18 protein-coding genes, 3 tRNA genes and 1 pseudogene are annotated in these 26,603 nt (G+C 63.5%); 8 read left to right on the top strand and 14 right to left on the bottom strand.

The genetic code is table 11. The features are described 5' to 3' along the window. Positions 1–47: 47 nt before the first annotated feature. Positions 48–1,082, top strand: a complete 1,035-nt coding sequence (locus EA795_RS12470; protein ID WP_122077621.1) for an HlyD family secretion protein — start codon at positions 48–50, stop codon at positions 1,080–1,082. Beyond that, positions 1,072–2,625 (top strand): MDR family MFS transporter, encoded by a 1,554-nt coding sequence (locus EA795_RS12465; RefSeq protein WP_122077618.1) that lies wholly within the window; start codon positions 1,072–1,074, stop codon positions 2,623–2,625. The genes EA795_RS12470 and EA795_RS12465 overlap by 11 nt, the downstream gene beginning before the upstream one ends. A 33-nt stretch (positions 2,626–2,658) precedes the next feature. On the opposite strand, the gene EA795_RS12460 is transcribed toward EA795_RS12465, so the two are convergent. Together EA795_RS12460 and uvrB are read right to left on the bottom strand one after the other, a co-directional pair. Beyond that, positions 2,659–4,677 carry a TonB-dependent receptor gene (locus EA795_RS12460; protein ID WP_122077616.1) on the bottom strand — a complete coding sequence of 673 codons (2,019 nt, stop codon included), beginning with the start codon at positions 4,675–4,677 and terminating at the stop codon, positions 2,659–2,661. A 244-nt stretch (positions 4,678–4,921) separates the two neighbouring features. Then, positions 4,922–6,937: an excinuclease ABC subunit UvrB gene (gene uvrB / locus EA795_RS12455; RefSeq protein ID WP_014852458.1), complete on the bottom strand. Its 2,016-nt coding sequence runs from the start codon at positions 6,935–6,937 to the stop codon at positions 4,922–4,924. A gap of 289 nt (positions 6,938–7,226) precedes the next feature. On the opposite strand from uvrB, the gene EA795_RS12450 reads away from it, so the two are divergent. Both EA795_RS12450 and EA795_RS12445 read left to right on the top strand, forming a co-directional pair. Further along, entirely contained in the window at positions 7,227–8,423 is a 1,197-nt protein-coding gene (locus tag EA795_RS12450; protein WP_122077614.1) for an amino acid aminotransferase, read from the top strand. Positions 8,424–8,474: 51 nt separating this feature from the next. Further along, positions 8,475–8,550 (top strand) — tRNA-Asn (locus EA795_RS12445). Positions 8,551–9,040: 490 nt separating this feature from the next. On the opposite strand, the gene bamJ is transcribed toward EA795_RS12445, so the two are convergent. From bamJ to EA795_RS12425, 4 genes are all read right to left on the bottom strand, one after another. Then, complete coding sequence (gene bamJ / locus EA795_RS12440) at positions 9,041–9,793, bottom strand: BamJ family beta-barrel-assembly machinery protein (RefSeq protein ID WP_122077612.1); 753 nt, start codon at positions 9,791–9,793, stop codon at positions 9,041–9,043. 132 nt (positions 9,794–9,925) lie between these two features. Further along, on the bottom strand, positions 9,926–10,477 hold the full coding sequence (locus EA795_RS12435; protein ID WP_122077609.1) for a sugar O-acetyltransferase: 552 nt from the start codon (positions 10,475–10,477) through the stop codon (positions 9,926–9,928). Between the two features lie 234 nt (positions 10,478–10,711). Then, positions 10,712–10,788: transfer RNA gene (locus EA795_RS12430), tRNA-Asp, on the bottom strand. 15 nt (positions 10,789–10,803) lie between these two features. Further along, positions 10,804–10,879 (bottom strand) — tRNA-Val (locus tag EA795_RS12425). A gap of 226 nt (positions 10,880–11,105) precedes the next feature. On the opposite strand from EA795_RS12425, the gene rdgC reads away from it, so the two are divergent. Further along, positions 11,106–12,026 carry a recombination-associated protein RdgC gene (gene rdgC / locus EA795_RS12420; protein ID WP_122077607.1) on the top strand — a complete coding sequence of 307 codons (921 nt, stop codon included), beginning with the start codon at positions 11,106–11,108 and terminating at the stop codon, positions 12,024–12,026. A gap of 253 nt (positions 12,027–12,279) precedes the next feature. Beyond that, positions 12,280–12,594, top strand: coding sequence for a quaternary ammonium compound efflux SMR transporter SugE (gene sugE / locus EA795_RS12415; protein ID WP_122077605.1), 315 nt, complete (start codon positions 12,280–12,282; stop codon positions 12,592–12,594). A 29-nt stretch (positions 12,595–12,623) separates the two neighbouring features. Here the strand turns inward: sugE and malK are convergent, their stop codons facing one another. The 6 genes from malK to malE form a co-directional block, all read right to left on the bottom strand. Continuing rightward, on the bottom strand, positions 12,624–13,739 hold the full coding sequence (gene malK, locus EA795_RS12410; protein WP_122077603.1) for a maltose/maltodextrin ABC transporter ATP-binding protein MalK: 1,116 nt from the start codon (positions 13,737–13,739) through the stop codon (positions 12,624–12,626). A 60-nt stretch (positions 13,740–13,799) separates the two neighbouring features. Next, positions 13,800–15,416, bottom strand: coding sequence for an alpha-amylase family glycosyl hydrolase (locus tag EA795_RS12405; RefSeq protein WP_122077600.1), 1,617 nt, complete (start codon positions 15,414–15,416; stop codon positions 13,800–13,802). A gap of 252 nt (positions 15,417–15,668) precedes the next feature. Further along, positions 15,669–18,413, bottom strand: coding sequence for an HTH-type transcriptional regulator MalT (malT, locus tag EA795_RS12400; protein WP_122077597.1), 2,745 nt, complete (start codon positions 18,411–18,413; stop codon positions 15,669–15,671). 43 nt (positions 18,414–18,456) lie between these two features. After that, a complete protein-coding gene (gene malG, locus EA795_RS12395; RefSeq protein ID WP_014852449.1) occupies positions 18,457–19,347 on the bottom strand; it encodes a maltose ABC transporter permease MalG in 891 nt (296 codons plus the stop codon). Positions 19,348–19,540: 193 nt separating this feature from the next. Continuing rightward, positions 19,541–21,106: a maltose ABC transporter permease MalF gene (gene malF, locus EA795_RS12390; RefSeq protein ID WP_014852448.1), complete on the bottom strand. Its 1,566-nt coding sequence runs from the start codon at positions 21,104–21,106 to the stop codon at positions 19,541–19,543. A gap of 59 nt (positions 21,107–21,165) precedes the next feature. Next, positions 21,166–22,353, bottom strand: a complete 1,188-nt coding sequence (gene malE, locus EA795_RS12385; RefSeq protein WP_122077595.1) for a maltose/maltodextrin ABC transporter substrate-binding protein MalE — start codon at positions 22,351–22,353, stop codon at positions 21,166–21,168. 260 nt (positions 22,354–22,613) lie between these two features. Between malE and EA795_RS12380 the strand changes: the two genes are divergently transcribed. Together EA795_RS12380 and EA795_RS12375 are read left to right on the top strand one after the other, a co-directional pair. Next, on the top strand, positions 22,614–24,677 hold the full coding sequence (locus tag EA795_RS12380; RefSeq protein ID WP_043942558.1) for an alpha-amylase: 2,064 nt from the start codon (positions 22,614–22,616) through the stop codon (positions 24,675–24,677). Between the two features lie 26 nt (positions 24,678–24,703). Further along, positions 24,704–25,774 carry a hypothetical protein gene (locus EA795_RS12375; RefSeq protein ID WP_122077593.1) on the top strand — a complete coding sequence of 357 codons (1,071 nt, stop codon included), beginning with the start codon at positions 24,704–24,706 and terminating at the stop codon, positions 25,772–25,774. 168 nt (positions 25,775–25,942) lie between these two features. Here the strand turns inward: EA795_RS12375 and EA795_RS12365 are convergent, their stop codons facing one another. Continuing rightward, complete coding sequence (locus tag EA795_RS12365) at positions 25,943–26,341, bottom strand: hypothetical protein (RefSeq protein ID WP_122077589.1); 399 nt, start codon at positions 26,339–26,341, stop codon at positions 25,943–25,945. Next, a pseudogene (locus EA795_RS21305) lies at positions 26,338–26,603 on the bottom strand (hypothetical protein); the annotation flags it as partial. The pseudogene EA795_RS21305 and the gene EA795_RS12365, both read right to left, overlap by 4 nt.

The following is a 26,603-nucleotide window of genomic DNA, read 5'->3' as shown; positions in this document are numbered from 1 at the left end:
AACGCTGCTAGATTGCCCGGCTGTCCTCCATGGCAACGAGCTTAGACATGCCCGCCACGCTGAAACGCCGACTCTTCATCTTCTTGATCCTTGTGCTGCTGGCCGCAGCCGCCCTGTTCGCTCACTGGTTCTTGATCGGCCGCCATTACGAGCACACCGACAATGCCTACGTGCAGGGTGAGATCACCCGCGTCTCCAGCCAGTTGGCCGCGCGCATCGAGCGGGTGCATGTCGAGGACAACCAGCATGTCGAAAGCGGCGATCTGCTGGTGACGCTCGAAGCCGGGGATTTCCGTCTTGCGCTCGAACAGGCCCGCGCGAACCTGGCGATACACGAGGCCGAGCTCGCCCAGGCGCGCAGCCGCCTGACCCAGCAGAACAGTCTGATCGCCGCCAGCCAGGCCGCTCTGGACGCGGCACAGGCTAACCTGGAGCGCAGCCAGCTCGACCTGTCGCGCGTCGAGGCGCTGCGCAAGCCCGGTTTCGTCTCGGAAGAGCGCGTGACGACGCTGTCGGCCGATGCCCGCGTGGCCCGTTCGCAGCGGCAGAAAGCCGGGGCGGACCTGAACGCCCAGCGTCAGCAGGTCGACACGCTCGAGGCGGAGGTACAACGCCTGCAGGCCCTGATCGGCAGCGCCCGCGCGCAGATCGAGCAGGCCGAGCTGAATCTGCGCCGCACCGAAATCCATTCGCCCATCAGCGGCGTTATCGGTCAGCGTTCCGCGCGCACCGGGCAGTATGTGGCGGTCGGCGCCTACCTGATGTCGGTGGTGCCCGACGAAGACATCTGGGTCCAGGCCAACTTCAAGGAAACCCAGATCGGCCGCATGCGCGAAGGCCAGGCCGCCGAGCTGACCTTCGACAGCTTCCCCGATACGCCCATCGAGGGTCGGGTGGCGAGCCTCTTTCCAGCCTCCGGCGCGCAGTTCAGCCTGTTGCCGCCGGACAATGCCACCGGCAACTTCACCAAGGTGGTCCAGCGCATCCCCGTCAAGCTGACCTTCGCGCCCGACAATCCGCTTAGGGGCCGCATCCGCCCCGGCATGTCGGTGGAAGTGAAGGTCGACCTTCGTGGCCGCTGATGCACTGACCCGCCCGGTCGGCGAACCCAGCCGGCGCGACTGGATCGCCGTGATGAGCGCCATGCTCGGCGCCTTCATGGCGGTGCTGGATATCCAGATCACCAACTCGTCGCTCAAGGACATCCAGGGCGCGCTCTCGGCCACGCTGGAGGAAGGCTCGTGGATTTCCACCTCGTACCTGGTGGCGGAAATCATCATGATTCCGCTGACCGCCTGGCTGGTGCAGCTGCTCTCGGCACGTCGGCTTGCCGTCTGGGTGTCGATCGGTTTTCTGATCTCTTCCCTGCTCTGCTCCTTCGCCTGGAACCTTGAAAGCATGATCGTCTTCCGGGCGCTGCAGGGCTTCACCGGCGGCGCGCTGATCCCGCTGGCGTTCACGCTGACGCTGATCAAGCTGCCGGAGAGTCAGCGAGCCAAGGGCATGGCGCTGTTCGCCATCACCGCGACCTTCGCCCCGTCGATCGGCCCGACGCTCGGCGGCTGGCTCACCGAGAACTGGGGCTGGGAGTACATCTTCTACATCAACGTGCCACCAGGCCTGGTGATGATCGCCGGCCTGCTCTACGGCCTGGAGAAGAAGAAGCCGCACTGGGAGCTGCTGAAGAGCACCGACTACGCCGGCATCGTCACGCTGGCGGCCGGCCTCGGCTGCCTGCAGGTGTTTCTCGAAGAAGGCCATCGCAAGGACTGGCTCGAATCGAGCCTGATCGTCGAGCTGGGCGTCGTCGCCCTGCTGAGCCTGATCCTGTTCGTGATTCTGCAGCTGTCGCGGCCCAACCCGCTGATCAATCTGGGCATCCTGCGCGAGCGCAACTTCGGCCTGACCAGCGTCGCCAGTCTCGGCATGGGCCTCGGGCTCTACGGTTCGATCTACCTGCTGCCGCTGTACCTGGCGCAGATCCAGCAGTACAACGCCCTGCAGATCGGCCAGGTGATCATGTGGATGGGCATTCCGCAGCTGTTCCTGATTCCGCTGGTGCCCAAGCTGATGAAGATCATCCCGCCGAAATGGCTATGCGCCGCGGGCTTCGCCCTGTTCGGCCTGTCCAGCTTCGCCTCGGGAGCGCTCAACCCGGACTTCGCCGGTGATCAGTTCCATCCCATCCAGATCATCCGCGCGATCGGCCAGCCGCTGATCATGGTGACCATCTCGCTGATCGCCACCGCCTACGTGCAGCCACAGGACGCCGGTTCCGCCTCCAGCCTGTTCAACATCCTGCGCAACCTGGGCGGCGCCATCGGCATCGCCCTGCTCGCCACCCTGCTGGACAGCCGCACCAAGGTCTATTTCGACTACCTGCGCGAAGCGCTGGTGCCGACCAACCCGGCGGTCGCCGAGCGCCTGAGCACCCTGACTGCGCAACTGGGCAGCGAGCAGGCGGCACTGGGCCGGCTCAGCGAAATCACCCATCAGCAGGCGATGATCATGGCCTACAACGACGCCTTCCACTTCGTCGGCATCGCCCTGGCCATCAGCATGGTCGCCGTGCTGCTGACGCGCCCGCTGCCGCAGGATATGCAGGCCGGCGCTGGCGGCCACTGAGCTGACTCTAACGCAACAGGGCGCTTCGCTCGGTCAGAACGCCAAGCGCACGCCCACGGTCAGGTTGCGCCCGGGCAGCAGCACGTCGTCCTTGATGAAGGAGCTGTGCTCGCGCGCCTTTTCGTCCAGCAGGTTGTTGGCCTTGAGGTACAACAGGTAGTCGGTCTGGTTCAGCGAGCCGCTGTAGCCAAGGCTGGCGCCAAGCATGTTGTAGCCACCGGTTTCGGTCTCGTAGTCGGCCAGGTCGTCCTGGCGTTGCACGCGGTAGAACTCCAGCTGGCCGTTCAGGGCCGTGGTGAAGCTCTGGTCGAGGCGCACGCCAAGACGATCGGCCGGAATACGCGGCAGGTCGCCACCACCATCGCGCAGCTTGCCGCGCACGTGGTCGCCGAACAGGGTGAACGCTGTGGCATCGGCGACCTGGAAACGCACCTCCCCTTCCGCCCCGGTGAGCACGGCATCCTGCTGACGGTACTCGATCTCGCGATAGCCACCACCGATGTCATGACCGCTGTCGGCGGCGTAGATGAAATCGTTCACCTCGTTGCGGAACAGGCTGAAGCTGAAGGTGGTAGGCCCGGCGAACTTGCGCAGGGTGATCTCGGCGTTGTGCGAGGTTTCTTCCTCCAGCTCGACGTTGCCCAGTTCGACGGTACGGGTCGCCGCATGCGGGCCGTTGGCGTACAACTCTTCGGCAGTAGGCAGACGCTGCGAACGCGACAGCGAGAAGCCCAGCGAGTACTGCGGCGCGAACGTCCAGACCGCCCCTGCGGAAACCGAGGTACCACTGTGATCGGTGTCGCGCCGGCCATCGGCCTCGATGTCCTGCCATTCGTGTCGCAGGCCGAGCTCGTAGCGCCAGGCGCCGGCGGTGTATTCCTCGAGCAGGAACAAGCCATGGTTGCGCGTCAGCGTCGGCGGAACGTAGGCCTCTTCGCCGAGCGCTTCGAAATCACGCCGCAGGGTTTGCCCACCCAGTACGCCGCGCCAGCCGAACAGCGGCCGATGGGTCAGCTCCAGGCGGGCGTCGGTGGCATCGTTGTTGAAACGGGTACCGACTTCGCCACCCTCGATTTCCTCGTGCTGGTAGTTGGAGTGCCCGACGCGCAGCCGCGCCAGCTCGAAGCCCGGCAGCGGTTCACTCAGCTCGCCGCGCAGGTCCCAGCGTTTCTGCCGCATGTCGATGTAGGGTACGCCGCCGTGCTCATGATCGTGGTCGTCATGGCCATGACCGTGTCCATGGCCACCGCAGTGCCAGTCGCTGCCATGGGTATGGCAATCGGCATGCTCGTGGGCCAGCAGACCGTAGCGATTGTTCTGCTCGCCGTAAGCCAGGCCGAGATAGCCGCGCGCACCGATGTAGCTCGCGCCCAGTGTGAAGCTGTCGGTGTCGTTGTAGGAACCGGCCTGCCTGGATGGCGAGCCGGGAATCTCGTATTCATCGGCCTGGCGCTTGGTTCCTTCGGCGCGCACGGCGAAGTTGCCGCTGCCGGCGGTGATGCCGAACACGCCGGCGCCTTCGTTGGCCACACTGTTGGCCCGTAGCTCCAGCTCACCCTCGTAGCCTTTCTCCGGCACGTAGGTGGGTACCTTGCGGTCGATCACGTTGACCACGCCGCCGATGGCCCCGCCGCCATACAGAAGCGTCGCCGGCCCCTTGAGCACCTCGATACGCTCGGCCAGCAGCGGCTCGCTGGTCACCGCATGGTCCGGGCTGATGGTGGACGCGTCGAGCAATTCCACACCATCGCTCAGCACCTTCACCCGTGCGCCATCCAGACCGCGGATCACCGGACGCGCCGCGCCTGCGCCGAAACTGCTGGAACGCACACCGGGCAGACTTTCCAAGGTTTCTCCCAACGTCGCCTCGCGGCGCAACACCAGCTCATCACCTTCCAGGACCTCGGCAGGCGTGGTCATCTCGTGGCTCTGCCTGGCCAGGCCGCTGGCGCTGACCACCACGGCATCGAGTTCGACCGGATCGGCGGCCCATGCGGCGGGGACGAAGCTTAGGCTAATTGCCAGGGCCAGCGGATGACGCTTCAGTTTCATTGTGATTCTCCAAACAGTGGCGGCTGCCTTCCGAAGCAACCGGGGATGACTGGTGCGCACCGAGCCCGAACGACAGGAGCAGGGTTTGCGGCTGGAGAATCTATCACATGTTATATCATAACAATTACATCATTTTTACGAACGCCCGCTCGAGCGAGCGCGAGGAAGCTATCGCTTACGGATTGAGTCCATGGAACATGGCCGCCGCTTCACCAGCCAACGGCGATCGTCGAGGGGTAACCGGCTATACCTGCAGCAATCGCTCGCGCAGCTTGTGGATCTCGTCTCGGGTCTGTGCGGCCGCCTCGAACTCCAGGTCGCGCGCCTGCAGCAGCATGCGCTCTTCCAACTGGCGAATCCGTTTGGTGATTTCGCTGGGCGAGCGCAGTTCGCTTTCGTAACGCGCCGCCTCTTCCGCCGCCTTGGCCTCCCCGCGACGCTTCTTGCTGCGCGAACCCGGCACGGTGGCGCCTTCGAGAATGTCCTGCACATCCTTGACTACGCCTTGCGGCACGATGCCGTGGGCCTCGTTGAAGGCGATCTGCTTGTTGCGCCGGCGCTCGGTCTCGTCGATGGCGCGCTGCATCGAGCCGGTGATCGAGTCGGCGTAGAGAATCGCCCGGCCGTTGAGGTTGCGCGCCGCGCGACCGATGGTCTGGATCAGCGAGCGTTCGGAACGCAGGAAGCCTTCCTTGTCCGCATCGAGGATCGCTACAAGCGACACCTCGGGCATGTCCAGCCCTTCGCGCAGCAGGTTGATGCCCACCAGCACGTCGAACACGCCCAGGCGCAGATCGCGGATGATCTCGACGCGCTCCACCGTATCGATGTCCGAATGCAGGTAGCGCACCTTGACGCCGTGATCGCCGAGGTAGTCGGTCAGGTCTTCGGCCATGCGCTTGGTCAGGGTGGTGACCAGCACACGCTCTTCCTTGGCCACACTCTTGGTGATTTCCGAGAGCAGATCATCGACCTGGGTCAGCGCCGGACGCACTTCGATCTGCGGATCGACCAACCCCGTTGGCCGCACCACCTGCTCGACCACGCGCCCGGCGTGCTCGGCCTCGTATGGTCCCGGCGTCGCGGAAACGAAGATGGTCTGCGGGCTGATCGCCTCCCACTCGTCGAAGCGCATGGGCCGGTTGTCCAGTGCCGACGGCAGGCGGAAGCCGTATTCCACCAGGGTTTCCTTGCGCGAGCGGTCGCCTTTGTACATGGCGCCGACCTGCGGCACGCTGACGTGGGACTCGTCGATCACCAGCAGCGCATCGGCCGGCAGGTAGTCGTACAGCGTCGGCGGCGCTTCGCCGCTTTCGCGACCCGAGAGGTAGCGCGAGTAGTTCTCGATGCCGTTGCAGTAGCCCAGTTCCATGATCATTTCCAGATCGAAGCGCGTGCGCTGCTCCAGGCGCTGCGCCTCCACCAGCTTGTTCTGGCTGCGCAGGTAGTCCAGCCGGTCCTTGAGCTCGACCTTGATCTTCTCCACCGCCTCGAGCAGGGTTTCGCGCGGCGTCACGTAGTGGCTCTTGGGATAGAAGGTGAAGCGTGGCAGCTTGCGGATCACCTCGCCGGTCAGCGGATCGAAGGCCGAGAGGCTCTCCACCTCGTCGTCGAACAGCTCGATGCGCACCGCTTCCAGATCGGATTCGGCCGGGAAGATGTCGATCACGTCGCCGCGCACGCGGAAGGTCGCGCGAGCGAAATCCATATCGTTGCGGGTGTACTGCAGGCCGGCCAGGCGGCGCAGAAGCTCGCGCTGATCGAGGCGGTCACCGCGGTCGACGTGCAATACCATCTTCAGGTACGACTGCGGATCACCCAGGCCGTAGATGCACGACACCGTGGTGACGATGATGGCGTCCTTGCGCTCCAGCAGCGCCTTGGTCGCGGACAGGCGCATCTGCTCGATATGGTCGTTGATCGAGGCATCCTTCTCGATGAAGGTGTCCGACGACGGCACATAGGCCTCGGGCTGGTAGTAGTCGTAGTAGGAGACGAAATACTCCACCGCGTTGCGTGGGAAGAACGCCTTGAACTCGCCGTAGAGCTGCGCCGCCAGCGTCTTGTTCGGCGCCAGCACCAGGGTCGGGCGTTGCACGTGGGCAATCACGTTGGCAATGCTGAAGGTCTTGCCCGAGCCGGTCACGCCCAGCAATGTCTGGTGCGACAACCCGGCCTCGATGCCTTCGATCATCTGCCGAATGGCTTCGGGCTGGTCACCGGCGGGCTTGAATCGGGTGACCAGTTCAAATTGCGACATAACGACCTCTGGGAAGTGCGGACCGGCTGGAACGCCGATTGTGACATTTCGGCTGCCAGCCAGCAGCGGTGACTGGTATCTATTGGCGTCTCCGGCGCGCCACGCACGAAATTTCGACAGATCCTGGCGGAATCTGCGCTGCCGAGGGTATCAATTCTGTCAGGAAAACCGCCCCCGCCATTCGCAACGAAAGCCCAGGATGGCTATAATCCTGCCCGTTTGCCCGCAGCCCTCTGCATGAAGCGAGGGCGCCGTATCACTCACCCTCTTCTCTTCGAGCCTCCCCACCATGAGTTTGTTCTCTGCTGTCGAAATGGCGCCGCGCGATCCGATTCTCGGCCTCAATGAAGCCTTCAACGCCGACACGCGGCCGAACAAGGTCAACCTGGGGGTTGGCGTCTATTACAACGAAGAAGGTCGCATTCCCCTGCTGCGCGCGGTCGCCGCGGCGGAGATGGCCCGCCTGGAGCTGAATGCACCGCGCGGCTACCTGCCCATCGAAGGCATCGCCAGCTATGACATGGCGGTCCAGGGACTGCTGTTCGGTGCGGATTCGGCCCTGGTAGCCGACGGCCGCGTGGTGACCAGCCAGGCCCTGGGCGGCACCGGCGCACTGAAGATCGGTGCCGACTTCCTCAAGCGCATCCTGCCGGATGCCGTGGTCGCCATCAGCAACCCGAGCTGGGAAAATCATCGCGCCCTGTTCGAGTCCGCCGGCTTCCCCGTGCAGAACTACGCCTATTACGATGCCGCCAGCCATGGCATCGACCGCGCGGGCATGCTCGAGGACCTGAAGAATCTTCCTCCGCGCTCCATCGTCGTGCTGCACGCCTGCTGCCACAACCCCACCGGCGTCGACCTGCTACCCGAAGACTGGAAACAGGTACTGGACGTCCTGCGTGCCAAGGACCACGTACCTTTCATCGACATCGCCTATCAGGGCTTCGGTGACGGCATCGAGGAAGACGCCGCGGCCGTGCGCCTGTTCGCCGAGTCCGGCTTGACCTTCTTCGTCTCCAGCTCGTTCTCCAAATCCTTCTCGCTGTACGGCGAGCGCGTCGGCGCGCTGTCGATGGTCACCCAGAGCCGCGAAGAATCGGCCCGCGTGCTGTCGCAGATCAAGCGCGTGATCCGCACCAACTATTCCAACCCGCCGACTCACGGCGCCACCGTGGTTTCCGCCGTGCTCAACAACGCGGAACTGCGCGCCATGTGGGAAGCCGAACTGGGCGAGATGCGCACCCGCATCCAGGAAATGCGCCTGACCATGGTCCGCCAGCTGGCCGAAAAAGGCGCCAGGCAGGACTTCAGCTTCGTCGCCAAGCAACGCGGCATGTTCTCCTATTCCGGACTGACGGCAGCACAGGTCGAGCGCCTGCGCGTGGAATTCGGCGTCTACGCCATCGGCACGGGGCGCATCTGCGCGGCCGCGCTGAACCACAACAACCTGGACCACGTCACCGACGCCATCGTGCAGGTGATCTGATCCGCCAGGGCTTGACTTCCCTTTAACAAACAGTAGGATACGCACCGCAGTTCCGCGATAGCTCAGTCGGTAGAGCAAATGACTGTTAATCATTGGGTCCCAGGTTCGAGTCCTGGTCGCGGAGCCAAATTCAAAGCCTCGGTTCATACCGGGGCTTTTTTGTGGCCATGGGACTCTCACCTGGGACTACGTCCCAGGTTATTCGGCCCAAGGGCCTCACCCCTTCGGGGCCGCGCTGAAGCGCGCTCTGCTGCGCAGTCGAGTCCTGGTCGCGGAGCCAAATCTGAAAGCCTCGGTTCATACCGGGGCTTTTTTGTGGCCGTAGGACTCCTCACCAAAGCCACGCCCCACGCGCACTGATCCCCTCTCCCTTGGCGGGAGAGGGCTAGGGGGGGGGGGGGGGGGGGGGGGGGGGGAATAAAGCCCGCACGCAACTTAACCCCTCTCCCCAACCCCTCTCCCACAGGGGGAGAGGGGCCATCGACCTCACCTCCGAGCTTGCTAGCAAAAGCAACGCGTCGGCACGCATCTCCCTACCTGCCCCACCAAACACACACCCCACAAACAAAAACACCGCCAACCCTTGCGGGAAAGCGGTGTTCGGTGAAGCGGCTCGATTACTGCTCGGTGGCAGGCTCGGCGGCTTCCGGTGCGGGCTCTTCTGTCGGCGCCTGGGATTCGTCACCCTTGATGCCTAGCAGTTCGAGTTCGAATATCAGTACCGAATTAGCCGGAATCAGCGGGCTCGGGCTCTGCTCGCCGTAGGCCAGTTCGCTGGGGATGTACAGCTTGTACTTCTCACCGACATGCATCAGCTGCAGACCTTCGACCCAGCCCGGAATCACACCACCGACCGGCAGGTCGATCGGGCTGCCGCGCTTGATGGAGCTGTCGAAGACGGTACCGTCGACCAGGCTGCCTTCGTAGTGAACGGTGACGACATCTTCGGCGGTCGGCTGCGCGCCATCGGCCTGCTTGATGACTTCGTACTGCAGGCCGGAATCGGTGGTTTTCACACCTTCGCGCTTGGCGTTGTCCGCGAGGAATTTCTCGCCCGCCGCTACCGCTTCCTTGTTCATCTCGACCATGCGCTCTTCGGCGCGGGTCTGCAGGAAGGCAAAGGCCTCCATCAGCTCCTCGTCGGTCAGCTTCTGCTCCTGCTTGGTCAGGGCATCGTCGATACCCTGCGCAACAGCAGTCGAGTCGAGATCATCCATCCCTTCCTGCGCCAGGCTCTTGCCCATGTTCAGACCGATGCCGTAGGACGCCTTCTGCGCCGGCGTGTCCAGCTTTACGCTGGTCTCGCTGTCGCAGCCCGCCAGAACCAGGCCCACCAGGGCAATCGCCGGCGCCAAACGTTGATGTCTCATGCTGTTTCCTTATAACGCTGAAAGGGATGTCGCAAAAAAGCAGTGGCCGAGCTTATCAGGCAGGCACGAGCGCTGGCTACCGCGCTTCGGCCAGGCGACGGCCGATACGGCTCGCTTCGGTGATCTGCATCACTACTCTCGAATCCGGGCCGGATTGCCGAACGCCGTACTGCCCGAAGGCACGTCACGCGTCACCACGCTTCCAGCACCGATCAACGCATCGTCGCCGATGGTCACGCCAGGCAGGATGATCGCCCCGCCACCGATCCAGACGTTGCGCCCGATATTGATCGGCCGACCGAACTCGAGACCCGACTCGCGCTGCGCCGCATCGCGGGGATGATCCGCCGTGAGTATCTGCACGCCTGGACCGATCTGGGTCTTGTCACCGATGGTCACCGCGACCACATCCAGGATCACGCAGTTGAAATTGAGGAACACGCCTTCGCCCAGACTGATGTTAAAGCCGTAATCGCAGTGGAACGGCGGACGGATATTCACGCCCTCGCCAACCGCGGCGAAACGCTCAACCAGCAGCTTCCGACGCTCATCGACCGCAAGTGCAACAGCGGCGTTGTAGCGGGACAGCCAGTTCATCGTTGCTGTCATGTCCGCCTGCAATTCGGCATCGGCGGCGTTGTACAGCTCGCCGGCCAGCATCTTCTGTTTTTCCGTTCGAGACATTCGCAACCCCTTGCCATGAATGGACGACCTGCCGGCCACTCGGCTACGACAACGGATGCGGACTTTTTATGCATGCCACCCACGACGCAGCCACGATCGGCACCGGCAAGCAAAAAGGAAGCGTGAGAGGAAATCGGAGGCGCCACGAGAATTCATGGTGCAGAAACGACAAAAGCGGCCAATGGCCGCTTTTGTTGATACTTCCGGGCGTTCAGTGGACCCAGGAAGTGAATATGGCGCAGCGGACGGGACTCGAACCCGCGACCCCCGGCGTGACAGGCCGGTATTCTAACCGACTGAACTACCGCTGCGCTAAACCTCGAGAGTGGTGGGTGATGACGGGATCGAACCGCCGACCCTCTGCTTGTAAGGCAGATGCTCTCCCGGCTGAGCTAATCACCCATTCAGTGCATTCGCTTGTTTGCGTTTGCTCTCGAAGTGGGGCGCATTCTAGAGAGGGTTCCGGACCTTGGCAAGCCCCTTTTGCAAAAAAAATTGCAGAACTTCCAAAGACTTAGGAACCCCTCTGTTTATTGACGATTTCGTGGTTTCCATCGGCGCAGGGTTGGCCTCGGTTCCCGCTGAGGGAATAATGCGCGCTTTGCTTTTACCGGAGTTTCAAAACGCCATGTGGTTTCGCAACCTGCTCGTCTACCGTCTCACCCAGAACGTCCCCTTCGATGCCGAGACACTTGAAGCCGCGCTGGCCGCCAAACCCGCCCGCCCATGCGCGAGCCAGGAGCTGAGCACCTATGGTTTCGTCGCCCCGCTGGGCAAGGGCGCGGACGCGCCGCTGGTGCATGCCAGCCAGGGCTTCCTGCTGATCGCCACCCGCAAGGAAGAACGCATCCTGCCCGGCAGCGTGGTCAAGGACGCGCTCAAGGAAAAGGTCGACGAGATCGAAAACGAGCAGATGCGCAAGGTCTACAAGAAGGAGCGCGAGCAGCTCAAGGACGACATCATCCAGGCCTTCCTGCCGCGCGCCTTCATTCGCAAGTCCGGCACCTTCGCTGCTATCGCGCCGCAGCAGGGGCTGATTCTGGTCGACGCCTCCAGCCCCAAGCGCGCCGAAGATCTGCTATCCACCCTGCGCGAAGCCATCGGCTCGCTGCCGGTGCGCCCGCTGACCGTGAAGGTCGCCCCGCCCGCCACCATGACCGAATGGGTAAAGACCCAGAAGGCGGCCGACGATTTCTTCGTGCTCGACGAGTGCGAGCTGCGCGACACCCATGAAGACGGCGGCGTGGTGCGTTGCAAGCGCCAGGACCTGACCAGCGACGAGATTCAGCAGCACCTGGAAGTCGGCAAGCAGGTCACCCAGCTGGCGCTGGCCTGGCAGGACAAGCTGTCCTTCGTGCTCGACGACAAGATGGTGATCAAGCGCCTGCGCTTCGAGGAAATGCTGCAGGAGAAGGCCGAACAGGACGGTGGCGATGACGACCTCGGCCAGCAGGACGCCAGCTTCCTGCTGATGATGCTGACCTTCGGCGAATTCCTGCCGGCGCTGTTCGAGGCGCTGGGCGGCGAAGAGATTCCGCAGGGTATCTGATACATCCGACAGTGGCCGAATTAATTCGGCCCTACATGGATCGCATCGGCGCGGACTGTGCACAACCGTAGGGCCGAACTTGTTCGGCCTTATGCGTTGCGACCGCATGAATTCGCCTGTGCATCGCTCCACTGGGCATCACAGCCTTGCCCCAAACGGGCCGATGTGCAAAATAAGCCCGCGTGAGGACGACCTCACCGCTCTTCCGAGCGATCCACCAGGGGACGGCCCCGACTTTCTTGTTGGAGCCCGTATGTCCTGGATCATCCTGTTCTTCGCCGGCCTGTTCGAGATCGGCTGGGCCGTCGGCCTAAAGTACACCGAAGGTTTCACCCGCCCTTTACCCACCTGCCTGACCGTCGCCGCCATGGCAATCAGCGTGGGGCTGCTCGGCCTCGCGATGAAATCCCTGCCGCTGGGCACCGCCTACGCCATCTGGACCGGCATTGGCGCGGTGGGCACCGTGATTGCCGGGATCATCCTGTTCGGCGAATCAGTGAGCCTGTTCCGCCTGGGCAGCGTCCTGCTGATCTGCACCGGCCTGGTGGGCCTCAAGCTCAGCCACTGATCACCCTTTCCCGAACGAGCCACAGCCCGTCAGCCGTGGAGCGCAGGCTCCCGGTAGTGACGGGCACAGGCTTCGCCATCCGCGCGAAACAAGTGGCACTTGCTGGCTACGATACCCGCGCTATGGGATTGACCGGCCGCCACGCGGCGGTTGCCGTCGCTGCAAACCGTCATGGTTGCCTCCAGCCCTTCGAGATCGAGATGCAGCAGATTGTGGTCACCTAGCCGTTCAGCCACGGCGATCTGGCCATGAAAGACGAAGTCGGCCCCCTCCACATCGACGAAGTGTTCCGGCCTGACACCCAGCGTCAACGCATCCCCGGCGCTGACCTGGCTGCCATCGACCGCCACGCGCATCGCGCTGCCGCCCGGCATCTCCACTTCCACCGCTTGCGCATCGGCGCGCAGGACCCGTACCGGCAGGAAATTCATCTGGGGCGAACCGATGAAGCCGGCCACGAACTGGTTCTGCGGGTAGTGATAGAGCTCCAGCGGCGGCCCCACCTGGGCGATGCGCCCGGCGTTGAGCACGACGATCTTGTCGGCCAGGGTCATGGCTTCGACCTGATCGTGGGTGACGTAGATCATGGTGGCCTTGAGGCGCTGGTGCAGGCGTGAGATCTCGATGCGCATCTGTACGCGCAGGAAGGCGTCAAGGTTCGACAGCGGTTCGTCGAACAGGAAGACCTTCGGCTCGCGCACCATGGTCCGCCCGATGGCGACGCGCTGACGCTGGCCGCCGGAAAGGTCCTTGGGCTTGCGCTCCAGCAATTGATCGAGTTGCAGGATCTTCGCCACACTTTCCACCCGCTGGTGGATTTCGCTCTTGTCGACCTTGGCCAGCTTGAGGCCGAAGGCCATGTTCTCGGCAACGCTCATGTGTGGATAAAGCGCATAGGACTGGAAGACCATGCCTACCGAACGGTCCATCGGCGGCAGCTCGTTGACTCGTTCGCCGTCGATCTGCAGCTCGCCATCGGTGATGTCCTCGAGCCCGGCGATCAGGCGTAACAAGGTCGACTTCCCGCAGCCCGACGGCCCGACGAATACCACGAACTCGCCATCGGCGATGTCCAGGTCGATGCCGCAAGTGATGGGCACCCCCTCATAACTCTTGCAAATATTACGCAGCGTCACGCTGGCCATTCTTGTTGTTCTCCTTCAAGCAGCCGCCGCGGTGAATGGCGGCGGCGAACATCATCAGGCTCAGGCAAGCCGGCGAGCGAAGCCGAACCCGTTTGCCGGCAAGTGTACGCACTGACCGTCGAAAACCGCCGAAGCGGACGGCGCATCGAGCGCTTGGACCGACGCACCGAGATCGAAGTGCCGCGCGCTGTCGCCGAGGTTGAACAGGCACACCCAGGTCTGATCGCCAAGTCGGCGCTCGTACACCAGCAACGCCTCGTCATGGTGAAGAGTGTGCATGCTGCCGTCGGTGAGCATCGGCTGATCCTGACGCCAGGCCACGAAGCGGCGATAGGTGTTGAGCATCGAATCGGCATTCGGCTCCTGCGCGGCGACTGACAGCGGCAAGTGCTTGTCCGCCAGTGGCAACCAGGGCTGCTCGCGGCTGAAACCGCCATGCTGGTCCTGGTCATGCCAGGGCATGGGCGTGCGGCAACCGTCGCGCCCTTTGAATTCGGGCCAGAAACGAATGCCGTAGGGATCGACCAGTTGCTCGAACGACAGATCGGCTTCGTCCAGCCCCAGCTCCTCACCCTGGTACAGGCAGACGCTGCCACGCATCGACAGCAACATCGCCATGAACAGGCGACCGCGCATATGGTCCGGCTCGCCCAGCGCCCAGCGGCTCATCACCCGTACCACGTCGTGGTTGCCGATCGACCAGCAGGGCCAGCCGTCGGCCAGCTCGCGTTCGACGGAGTCGATGGTTCGCCGCAGGAATTCCGGGCTGCATTGCTCGGTGAGCAGATCGAAGGAATAGGCCATGTGCAGCGCATCGCTACCGCCGGTGTAGCTCGCCATGGTGCGCAGGGAATGGTCGCAGCCGATTTCAGCCACCGTGGCGCTGCCCGGATAGCGCTCGAGCAACTGGCGGATGCGCCGCAGAAAGCCAAGGTTCTCCGGCTGGGTCTTGTCGTGGATGTGCTGTTGGAAGGCGTAAGGGTTGTCCACGCGCACGCCGATGCTGCCTTCGCGAATTTCGTGATTCGGCGGGTTGTTGCGCAGCTCGCGATCATGGAAGTAGAAGTTGGCGGCATCCAGGCGGAAGCCGTCGACGCCCAGTTGCAGCCAGAACTCCATGTCTTCGAGCAGCTGCTGCTGGACGGCCTCGCAGTGGAAGTTGAGGTCCGGCTGGCTGGAAAGGAAGTTGTGCAGGTAGTACTGCTTGCGCCGGCTGTCCCAGGTCCAGGCCGGCCCGCCGAACACCGACAGCCAGTTGTTGGGCACCGTGCCGTCGTCCTTGGCATCGGCCCACACGTACCAGTCGGCCTTGGGGTTGTCGCGGCTCGAGCGGCTTTCCTTGAACCAGGCGTGCTGGTCGGAGGAATGATTGAGCACCTGGTCGATCAGGATACGGATGCCACGTGCGTGGGCCGCCGCTATGACCTGCTTGAAGTCTTCCAGGGTGCCGAACAGCGGATCGACGCCGCGATAGTCGGAAACGTCGTAGCCGAAATCCTTCATCGGCGAGGTGAAGAACGGCGACAGCCAGATGGCATCGACGTTGAGGCTGGCGATGTAGTCGATCTTCTCGACAACGCCCAGCAGATCGCCGACGCCATCGCCGTTGCTGTCGAAAAAGCTGCGTGGATAAACCTGATAAATGACGCCACCGCGCCACCAGTCATTGCGATTCATACTGCTGACCTTCGAGATGAGGGAAACACGCAGCCACTCTAGGTGCGGCAGAGGGTCGCAACATCCTCCTGCGCATGGATTGGTTCGGCGTACAGGGCAGGCGTAGCGAGCGGGACGAAGGGGGCGTAATTCGAGGCCGGACGTTCACCCCCTCTCTCTGGCCGGGTGCCCCCGCCCTCTCCCTCGAGGGGAGCGGGTGTTCATGGCCGGAGCCCGGGAGTAGGCAGCTCTATCCTCTCGGTTGCCGAGGCGTTACTCGCCCTGGATCTTGCTCAGCAGGCTGCGCGCCAGCTGCACGGCCTCGTTGCGGTGGGTAATGTTGAGCTTCTGGTAGAGGCTGCGGATGTGCGTCTTGATAGTGGTGGGCGCCACGTTGAGGTGTTCGGCGATCTGCTCGTTGGACTGCCCGGCGTGGATCAGGCTGAGCACCTGCCATTCACGCCGGGTCAGGGGCGAATGGCGGATCAGTTCGGGCACGTCAGGGCGGTTGATGATGTCCTGGATCACCGCCTCGTCGAGCGTGATGCGAATCGCGCGGCTGAAGTCACGCTGCTGCTGCGCCAGCTGGATCAGCCGGTCCACGCGCTGGCTTTCCAGCTCGTCCAGCTGCCGCTCGTGTTGCAGTGCCTTGAGCATGACGATCAGCGGCTTGCCAATGCGCAGGAAGCTGCCGATGGCGCCGGTGCTGCTGGCCAGCGTCAGCGCCTGCTGCAGATGATCCAGCGCCTGCTGGCGCCCTTCCCGCTGCCAGTGCAGTTGCGCCAGCAGGATGTGATTGCGATTCAGGTCCATGACCAGGCCGTGCTGCTCGGCGTCGGCCTGCAGCTGGCGCAGGATCGGCAGCGCCTTTTCCGGCTGTTTCAGCGACAGGTGGGCGCGCATATGGTTGCGGCCGTTGAGCTGGGCGAAGTGGTTGAGCCCGCGTTGCAACCCGGGCGCGGTGAGCAGCCACTGCTGGATAGCGGCCTTGTCCTGGGTCGAATCCCAGTAGCTGAGCATCACCGCATGGGCGTTGGCCAGCCAGTCGATGTGGTAGTCGTCGTCGGCCAGCATGCTCTGCATCCTGCCGATGTAGTCGGCGCAGACGGCCTGCTGGCCACGCGCGTGCGCGATGCCTGCGAGCAGCGCATAGCATTGCAGGAACCAGCGATCGCCGACGTCCTCGAGAATCTGGATGCCTTGCAGCGCGCACTGCTCGGCGGCGTCCAGGTGGTGCCATTCCAGCAGGACCTGGCCACGTACCCGGTAGATGAACTCCATGATCGGCGTCGCCTGCAACTCGGCCTGCTCGACGTACTGGATGGCGCGCTCCTGCAGCGAATAGGCCTTCTGCAGATAGCCCTGGGCGATGGCGATTTCCGACAGTTGGCACAGGTTCCACACCACCAGGTGCGAGGCACGAATCTCCCGGGCGCGGCGCTCGGCCTCCTCGTACTGTTTCTGCGCCTGGGGCAGCAGCCCCTGGACGAAGTGCGCCTCGGCCAGCCCCGACAGCGCCGCCACCCGGGAGGTGCGCATGATCAGCGGCTCACACGCCAGCGCTTCATTGGCCAGGGTGATGGCCTGCTGCTCGTCGCCGCGGTTCATCGCCACCTGCGCACGTACCGCGTTGAACTCGCTGACGATGCGCGCCCAGTCCTCTTCCGAGCAGCTTTCCTGCAAGGCCTGTTCGCCGGCCTCGAACCAGCGTTCTACCTGGTCGAACTGGTAAGAGTTCTGCGACACCCAGGCCTGCAGCAGGGTGAACAGCGGCGAGCCGGCGATGACCGCCTCCGGCAGGGTTTCCAGGCATTGCTGCAACAGACCCAGGCGACCCTGGCGATAGAACTGCTTGCCGTGGCGCTCCAGCACCTTGCCAACCTGCACCGCACAGCCGGCCTGCACGGCGTGGCGGGCGGCCTCTTCCGGCATGTTTTCCGCCAGCAGCGCTTCGGCGGCGCGCAGATGCAGGTCGGACAACTTGTGCGGTTGGTGGATGCGCAACTCGCCCTGCAAAAAGAGCGCGAACAACGGATGGTAGGCATACCACTGGCGCAGGCCGTCCAGCGGCTGCATGAACAGCCCGACGCGTTCGAGCTGTTCGAGCATGCCACGGGCGTTGCTGCCCTGGGTCAGACGATCGGCCAGCGACGCGTCGAAGCGCTCCAGCAGGCAGGTCGACTGCAGGAAGTCGAGGGTCGCCGCACCGAGCGGTTCCATCACCTGCTCGCGCATGTAGTCGCGAATGCAGGGATGACCGAGCTGCAGGTTTTCCAGAAACAGATCCATCCCGCGCCCGGTCTGCACTTCCTGCACCGCCAGTTGCAGGGCGCAAGGCCACCCGCCGATGCGCCGGTTGAGGCGCTCGACCTGCTCGCGGTTGATGGCCACCGGCAGCGCAAGGTCGAGCAGCGCCTGCACCTCTTCCGTCTCGAAAGCCAGGTGCGGCGTGTCCACCGTCAGCAGTTGATGCTTGACCCGCAAGTCCGCCACGCCCAGTTCCGGCAGGCTGCGGCTGCACACCAGCAGCGTCATCCAGGCAGGCATGTTGCGCAGGAAGAAGCGCAGCGCGCCGATGACTTCGGCGCTGCTCAATATCTCGAAATCATCCAGCACCAGCAGCAGCGGCTCGTGTTCGACCGGCAGCTCCGCCAGCAGATGGGTCAGCAGCGTGTCGAAGACTTCGGCGCCCTGCTCCGCCAGCAGCAGGCTGCGCGGGCAGCCGTGCTCCAGCTGCGCATCGATCACATGTAGCAGGTAACGGGCGAGCTGACGCGGATCGTTGTCGCCCGGATGCAGCTGCAACCAGGCGACACGCCCGTCGAACGCCCCGGCCCACTGGCAGGCCAGGGTCGTCTTGCCGAAACCGCTGGGCGCCCGCAGTAGCGCCAGGCGTACCTCGCCCAGGCGCTGGAACCACTCGTCCAGACGCGGCCGCTCGAGCAGCCCGCGGGGCATGGGTGGCCTGCTCATCTTTGCCGGAATCAGCGGCAGCGGTGCGGGCATGGCGGCATTCATCTTCGACGTCTCCCTTCGTCCATTGTTGTTATCGCATCCGGATCTAGCCCTTCACGCCTCCGGCGGTCAGCCCGCCAACAATCCACTTCTGGCAATAGAGGAAAACCAGGGTGATCGGCAGCCCCGAAAGCACCGCCGCGGCGGCAAAGTCGCCCCATAGGTAGTTCTGGTCGTAAAGGTACTGCTGGGCGCCCACCGAAAGCGTGAGCTTGTCGACGTCCATCAACAGCACCGAGGCGATCGGGTACTCGGTGATGCTGGTGATGAAGGCGAGGATGAATACCACCGCCAGGATCGGCACGCTCATCGGCAGCAGGATATGCACGAAGGCCTGCCAGGTGGTGGCGCCATCGACGATGGCGGCCTCCTCCAGCGAACCGTCGATGCTTTCGAAGTAGCCCTTGATGGTCCAGATGTGCAGTGCCATGCCGCCCAGCGAGGCGACGATCACCGCGCCGTGAGTATTCACCCCCAGCCAGCGGATGTGCTCGCCGAGCTGATCGAACAAGGCGTAGATGGCCACCAGCGTCAGCACCGGCGGAAACATCTGGAAGATCAGCATACCCTTGAGGATCGGCCCCTTGCCGGCGAAGCGCAGCCGCGCGAAAGCGTAGGCGCTGGTGGTCGAGAGCATCAGGATCAGCGCCGAGCTGATCAGCGCGATCTTGATCGAGTTCCACAGCCAGGTCAGTACCGGGAACGGCGGATTGCTGACCTGCCCGCTCTCGTGCACGTAGGGAATGCCCAGCGCCAGCGACCAGTGCTCCAGCGTGGGGTTGTCCGGCAGCAGGCTGCCGGTGGCGAAGTTGCCCTCGCGGAAGGAAATCGACACCACCATCAGCAGCGGAAAGACGATCAGCGCGATGAAGCCCAGCAGCGCGGCGTGAGTCAGCCAGACGCGGTACTTGACGGATTTCGGTTGAACCATGGCCATATGCGTAATCCCTAGAGGTTGCGAAAATTGCGGGCGCCGTCGCGAGGTTGGCTCCAAGAGTTCGCAGCAAGGCGCGATACGCAAAAAATGGGGGAGTTTGGTGAGCTCAAATGACCCCGTTTTTTGCGTAACGCAACGTCAGCAGCGGGCGCTTGGAGGCGACCGCAGTAGGCGAACGTATTTTCGTGAGCTCTCACACCTTGACCTTGGAAAGCTTCAGGTTCAGCCAGGCCATGGCGCCGACGACGATGAAGATCAGCGTGGCGATGGCGGCGGCCAGGGCGAAGTTCTGCCCCGAATCCTGGAAGGCAATGCGGTAGGTGTAGCTGACCAACAGATCGGTGGTGCCGGCCGGCGTGGTGGTGCCGAGGATGTCCGGCCCGCCGCGCGTGAGCAGGGTGATCAGCACGAAGTTGTTGAAGTTGAAGGCGAAGCTGGCGATCAGCAGCGGCGCCAGCGGCTTGATCAGCAGCGGCAGGGTGATCTTCAGCAGATTGTCCAACGGGCTCGCGCCGTCCATCGCCGAGGCTTCGTAGAGGTCGCGCGGGATCGCCTGCAACAGTCCCATGCACAGCAACAGCATGTAGGGGTAGCCGAGCCAGGTATTGACGATGAGGATCATGCTGCGCGCCAGCGTCGGGTCGCTGAACCAGGCCGGTCGCATGCCGAACAGGCTGTCGAGCATCAGGTTGATCTCGCCGAAGCTCTGGTTGAACAGGCCCTTGAACACCAGGATCGAGATGAACGCCGGCACCGCATAGGGCAGGATCAACATCAGTCGGTAGAAGGCCTTGCCACGCACCATTTCCCATTGCAGCAGGCTGGCCAGCACCAGCCCCACCGCCATGGTGAAAACCACGGTGAGCGCGGCGAAACATACTGTCCAGACGAAGATCTGCAGGAAAGGGCCACGGATCTTCGGATCGGTCAGCACCTTGGCGAAGTTGCTCCAGCCGGCGTAGACGCTATAACCCGGCGTAACGCGCTGGCCCTCGGCATCGACGTAGAAGCCGATGTCGTTGTTGGCGACCAGGCGTTCGCCGGTCTGGTTGTTGAGCAGCGCCCCGTCATCCTGCAACTGATAGAGCGGTTCGACCGCCGCCACCTCGCGCAAGCCGTACAGGCGCAGCAGATGACCGTCATTGCCGCGCAACACCCATTGCTCCAGCTGGTTGCGCAGACGGATCACGTCGCGCAGCGGCAGCGCCTTACCCAGATCGTCCACCGCGCCGACCGGGCTCATCTCCAGCGGCTCGCTCTGCTCGGGCTCGCCCTGCAGCGGCGCGGATACCCAGACGCCCTGCTCGCCCTTGTCGACGCTCAGGCGCAGCTCGCCGTCGTCGTTCTGGTGCAGGCTGAAACCGAAGCGCTCGCCGGCCAGGTAGGTCTGGCCCAGGTGATAGCGCTGCACCTGCTGGAAACTCAGCAGGTTGGTACCGCTGTAGTTGGTAAAGCCGATGCCCACCGTATACAGCAGCGGAAAAATGACAAACACCAGCATGCCGGCCACGGCCGGGAAGATGTATCGGTGCGCGTAGGCGCGGCGGTTGATGAAGACGAAGCTGGCAATCCCGGCGACGACCAGCCCGAGCAGCGCGAACACCGTCTGCCCCTGGGCATAGAGTGCGACGATCAGATACAGCGCAAAGGCATTGCAGATGCCCCAGAGCCCCCAGCGCACGGCGGCGGGCAATCGGGGAACGGACAGTTTGGGCGCGGCACGGCGCGGCAGTTCGGCGGGCATGTTCACGGCGGACATCGGAATTCGGGCCTCATGGCGCGTGACCGGCGGCCACTCGGGCCACCGGTTGCGGGTAGTTACTTGACGATGCGCTTGGCTGCGTCATCCAGGGCCGCATCCACCGATTGGCGACCAGAGGTGATGTTGGTCAGCGCCGGCTCCATGGCCGACCAGAACACGCCCATCTGCGGAATGTTCGGCATCGGCCGGCCCTGCTCGGCGCTGTCGAAGGTGGCCTTGATCAGGGGATCGCCGGACAACTCGGTCATGTAGGCCTTGTTCACCACTGCGCCCAGTGGCACGTCGGCGTTGACCGTCTTCAGCCCTTCGACCTGCAGCAGGTAGTTTTCCAGGAACTCCACGGCCAATGCCTGGTTCGGGCTGGCGGCATTGAGGGTTGCGGCCATCACCCCGGAGAAGGGTTTGCTGGGGCTGTCGCCAACCGCGGGAATCGGCGCCACGCCGAAGTCGATGCCGCTCTTGCGGATGTTCGACCAGGCCCAGGGCCCGCTGATGAACATCGCCGAGTCACCCTTGTTGAACGCAGCCTCGGCGGCGCTGTAGTCGGCGCCCTTGGGCATGACGCCCTGATCGATCAGTTGCTTGAGGACGGTCGCGCCCTGCTTGGCACCTTCGCTGTTGACGCCCGTCTTGCTGACGTCATAACCGCCGTCTTTCTCGGCAAAGACGTAGCCATCGTTGGCCGCCAGCAGCGCCCAGGTGAAATAGGTGTTGTTGTAATCCCAGAGAATGGCGCGCTTGCCGTCTGCGGCCAGCTTCTCGTGAATGGCGAAGACTTCATCGAAGTTCGATGGCGGCGTCGAGACCAGCGCCTTGTTGTAGATCAGCGCCGGCGCTTCCACGGCCATGGGATAGCCCCACAGCTTGCCGTCGTAGCTCACCGCGTCCCAGGCGAAATCAGCGATTGCATCCTTGCTGGCGGCGCTGGGATTGATCGGCGAGATCAGCCCGCTCTGTGCCCATTCGCCGAGCCGATCATGGGCCCAGATGAAGATGTCCGGTCCGTTGCCGGTGGCGGCGGCCTGCTGAAACTTGTCCGTCGCCGCATCCGGATGCGCAACCTCGACCGGGATGCCGGTTTCGGCGGTGAACTTCTCACCCACCTTGGCCAGGCCCTTGTAGCCCTTGTCGCCATTGATCCAGACGACCAGCTTGCCTTCTTCGATGGCGGCCTGCGCGGACAGCGGCAGGCCAAGAGTCGCGGACAGACCGATGGCGGCTGCTGCAAACAGCTTTTTGTTCATTCTCTGTATTCCTCGTGGCTTCTTATTTTTGATCCACAACGTCCTGCTTGCCGCTGAGCGGTCTGGCAGTGAATCCATACTCGAATAGCTTTGCGGGGGAAACATCCTCCCCCACCGGCGGATGAGGGGCGTAGGCATGGGGCGTAGTTTCACCGCCCGACAGCTGCCGAGGCGCCGCGATTCCCGCGTTCTCAGCCTGCACAGCAGTGCGCGAAATCGCTTGAATAGGGGTAAGACCTGTCCCCCTTTCGGAGTCGGATATGCGCCCTCTGCTGCCCCTTAGTCCCTCTATCCTAGCCCTTTGTTTCGGTCTGTTCGCCATGACCGCTCAGGCAGAACCAACAGTCCATATCCGACTCGATGGTCAGCCACTGCAGCCGTCCTGGGAGATGCTGGGCGATGACCGCTTCGCCGCCGAGCTGGATCTGCAACCCGGCCAGCTGGTGCTCGGTGCAAGAGATGCCGACAGCCAGCCGCTCAAACCCTTCCAGCGTCATGAGCTGGATGAGCGGAGTCGTTTCGATTTCAGCGTCACCGAGCCGGGCCGCTATCGGCTGCTGGTGCAGACTGGAGAAGGTGCCAACCTGCGCCTGTTGCCGATTCGACAGAAAGAAGCGGCCACCGAAACCGTATGCCAACCTTGGAACGGCGAAGCCCTGGACGTCCCGGTCGCCGGCGTGTTCGCCGACGGTCAACGCCTGCGCGATGGCTACAGCGGACAGACTGCCGTGGTTAGCAACGGCCGAATCAGCCTGACGCCAGCCCCCGACAGCGGCGGCCTGCTGTTGCTCGAAGCGGATGGTGCCGCGCCCGAGCCTGCCCACGACTGGCGCAACGCCAACGTCTATTTCGTGCTGACCGACCGCTTCGCCAATGGTGACCCCGGCAACGATCGCAGCTATGGACGCGAGCCGGACGGCGAAGAGGAAATCGGCACCTTTCACGGCGGCGACCTCAAAGGGCTGACCGGCAAGCTCGATTACCTGGCCGAACTGGGCATCAGCGCGCTGTGGATCAGCGCGCCCTACGAGCAGATTCACGGCTGGGTCGGCGGCGGTGACAAGGGCGACTTCCGCCATTACGCCTATCACGGCTACTACGCGCTGGACTTCACCCAGCTGGACGCCAACATGGGCAGCGAGGACGACCTGCGCGAGCTGATCGCCCAGGCCCATGCACGCGGCATTCGCGTGCTGTTCGACGTGGTGCTCAACCATGCCGGCTACTCGACGCTGGCCGATATGCAGCGCTACGACTTCGGCGCGCTGCGCGACGGCATGGCGCAATACCTGCCGCAGCAGTGGACGCAATGGCAACCCGAATCCTTCGAAAACCTGCACGCCTACCACAACCTGATCGACTACCAGCACCCCGCCTGGACCAATTGGTGGGGCAAGGACTGGGTACGTGCCGGCGTCGCCGACTACCCTACGCCGCCCAGCGTCCTGATCGATCCGCTGAAGGGCTCGCTGGCCTTCCTGCCGGACTTTCGCACCGAGAGCGAGGCGGCCGTCAGCCTGCCGGAATTCCTCAGGCACAAACAGCCCACCCGCGCGGTCGAGCGTGACGGCTACCGCGTGCGCGATTACCTCAGCGAATGGCTGAGCTTCTGGGTGCGCGAGTTCGGCGTCGACGGTTTCCGCGCCGATACCGTCAAGCATGTCGAGCCGGCAGCCTGGGCACAGCTGCGCCAGCAAGCGGACGAAGCCCGTCGCGACTGGTCACGAGCCAACCCGGACGATCCCTTCGCCGGCGAACCCTTCTGGATGGTCGGCGAAGTCTTCGGCCACGGCCCGGAAACCAGTGACTACTCGGCCAACGGCTTCGACGCTCTGATCAACTTCGGCTTTCAGGAAGAGGTTGCCGGCAATGTCAGCGACTGCCTGCGCAAAGCGGAAAACAGCTACGCGCATTACGCCGAGCTGCTGGCCGACAACCCGCAGCACAACTTCATGAGCTACGCCTCCTCCCACGACACCTCTCTGTTCTTCGCCAGGCACCAGGACCTGCAGCGTCAGCGCGACCTGGCCAGCGCCCTGCTGCTCAGCCCCGGCGCGGTGCAGATCTACTACGGCGACGAAAGCGCGCGGCCCTTCGGACCCACCGGCTCCGACCCGTTCCAAGGCACCCGCTCCGACATGAACTGGGACGACCACGGCAAACCGGAAATCGCCGCGCTGATCGAACACTGGCAGCGACTCGGCCAGTTCCGCGCGCGCCATCCGGCCATCGGTGCCGGCAGCCACCGGCAGTTGTCCGAGCAGCCCTATGCCTTCGTTCGCGAACAGGGCGACGACCGGGTAATCGTCGTTCAGGGCCGTTGAACCATCGCCACAGCGAGGAATGCCACATGACACCGGAACAGCAACGCCATCGGAACCAACTGGCCTTCGTCGCCAGCGGCGCGGAACTGGAAATCGGCGAACGGGCCGACTGCCCGCTGCCGCTCGAACAGCTGGTTGCGACCACAGGCACCGAGCCCTACATGCGCGAATACTTCAGCGGCGGGCTGACGGCCCATGTCTACCGCATACACGCCGGTGGCCGCGACTGGACGCTCAAACGCGCCCGCGAGCGCTGCAAGGTGCAGAACCTCGATGGGCAGACGAGCTTTCTCAACGAGATCCAGCGGCGTGCGGAACTGCGCGCGCTCAAGCGCGATCCGCGGTTCGCCACGGGCCTGCGCGCCATCGTCGATACCCACTACGCCAGCTTTCGCCACGGCGTACTGCTTTCGCCCTGGATCGACGGCGAGCCGGTACGGACATGGGACGAGCGCCAGCTCGTCGAGCTCTTCGAGGCGCTGCTGGCCTTGCTGCTCGGCGGCCTGTTCGAGTGGGACCTTTGCCCCGGCAACACCCTGGACGATGGCCAGATCCGCCTGTTCGATTTCGGCTACATGTACCCCTTCGATCCCCTGCGCCAGTTCAACAGCAACGGCACCGCAACGCCCGAATTCCATGCCGCCGAGCGTTTCGAGACGCGCCAGTTCTTCGCTCATCTGCTGCCGCTGGAACGCCAGGGCGACAGGCTTGCCCTGGCCGCCTTCGACACGGAAAAGCGCATTGCCCTGGAGACCTACCGACGCCTGCGCAGCGAGCTTGACGCCCGTGGTGCCAGCACGACGGTAGTCGATTGGCTGAGCGACATCATTACCGGATGGCAGCAAGGATTGAATGGCGATCTCGACGCGCTATACCTGCGCGAAGCCTGGCGCTCGCACTGGCTGGATTTGCAGGACGATCTGGACGGCCAGACCTGCACCGCGGCCACCTTCTCGCGCATCGACTGGCTGGAACAAGCGGTGCGCGAGCGTTACCACGACCTGCAACTCCTGGTATCCGTCGAGGCTGCCGAGACATTGCAGACCAAACTGCGGAATGCCCGCCGGATGGCACGGCAGTGGCAGGTCACGGCCTGAGGCCGGCGCGGCAGACTTCCTGCACTTTCATGGCGGAAGCCGTACCAGTCAGGGCAATGCCGATGTAGCCATCGTACTTCAGGTATCTGGCCGCTTTGACAACCTCGTCCATATGGGTGGCGTAGCCGGGGATTTCCCCGATACACCCCAGCGACTCGAGTCCGGTCGTCAATCAACGCCGCTGAGTTTGAGTAGACCAACTGTCAAAAATAGCCACGCAAGGCTGGTACCCAGGAGCCACGTCGACCAAAGCATTCGAGGTTTGAGATGCTTTGGAAATCTTTCCACTTCTTCAGGCTCAAGTTCTCCACGGCGCAGATAGAAGTTAGAAAGGAGCACCGCGCCAGTTATGGCGTTCACTTGCATATAGCGTGCAACGAATCCTGATCCAGACCACACAGTCAACTGATTGCGGATGTGGTTGCTCTGAGGGAATGCTGCTTTCATTTCATCCAAGTCGTGATAAGCCATGTAGATTGTAATAACTTGTCCTATTGCTCCGATCACGAAGGGGGCCAAACCAAAAGCAATCTGCAACTGCAATGGCCAGCTATTGATATCGATCACTTCCGCACCTCGTAAATATTCTCTCCCATCCATTCCCCGACCCACTCGCCCCCCTCACCTCCTGCATACGAAGCTCCCCCAACCACCACCAAGCCACAGACGATCCCGCCTATACCACCTGATCCAAAACCAATGGCAGCGCAAATAGGTGCTGCTGCCAAACGGCTAGCAAGTGGTACAGCAACACCTCCTCCACCCATTCCGCCAACAAAACTACCCGCCTCGGTATAACGAATCTTCTCGCACGCCTCGGTTTCCCCGG

Source organism: Stutzerimonas nitrititolerans (assembly GCF_003696285.1).
Classification (GTDB): Bacteria; Pseudomonadota; Gammaproteobacteria; order Pseudomonadales; family Pseudomonadaceae; genus Stutzerimonas; species Stutzerimonas nitrititolerans.
This window is presented reverse-complemented; position numbering and strand designations above follow the sequence as displayed.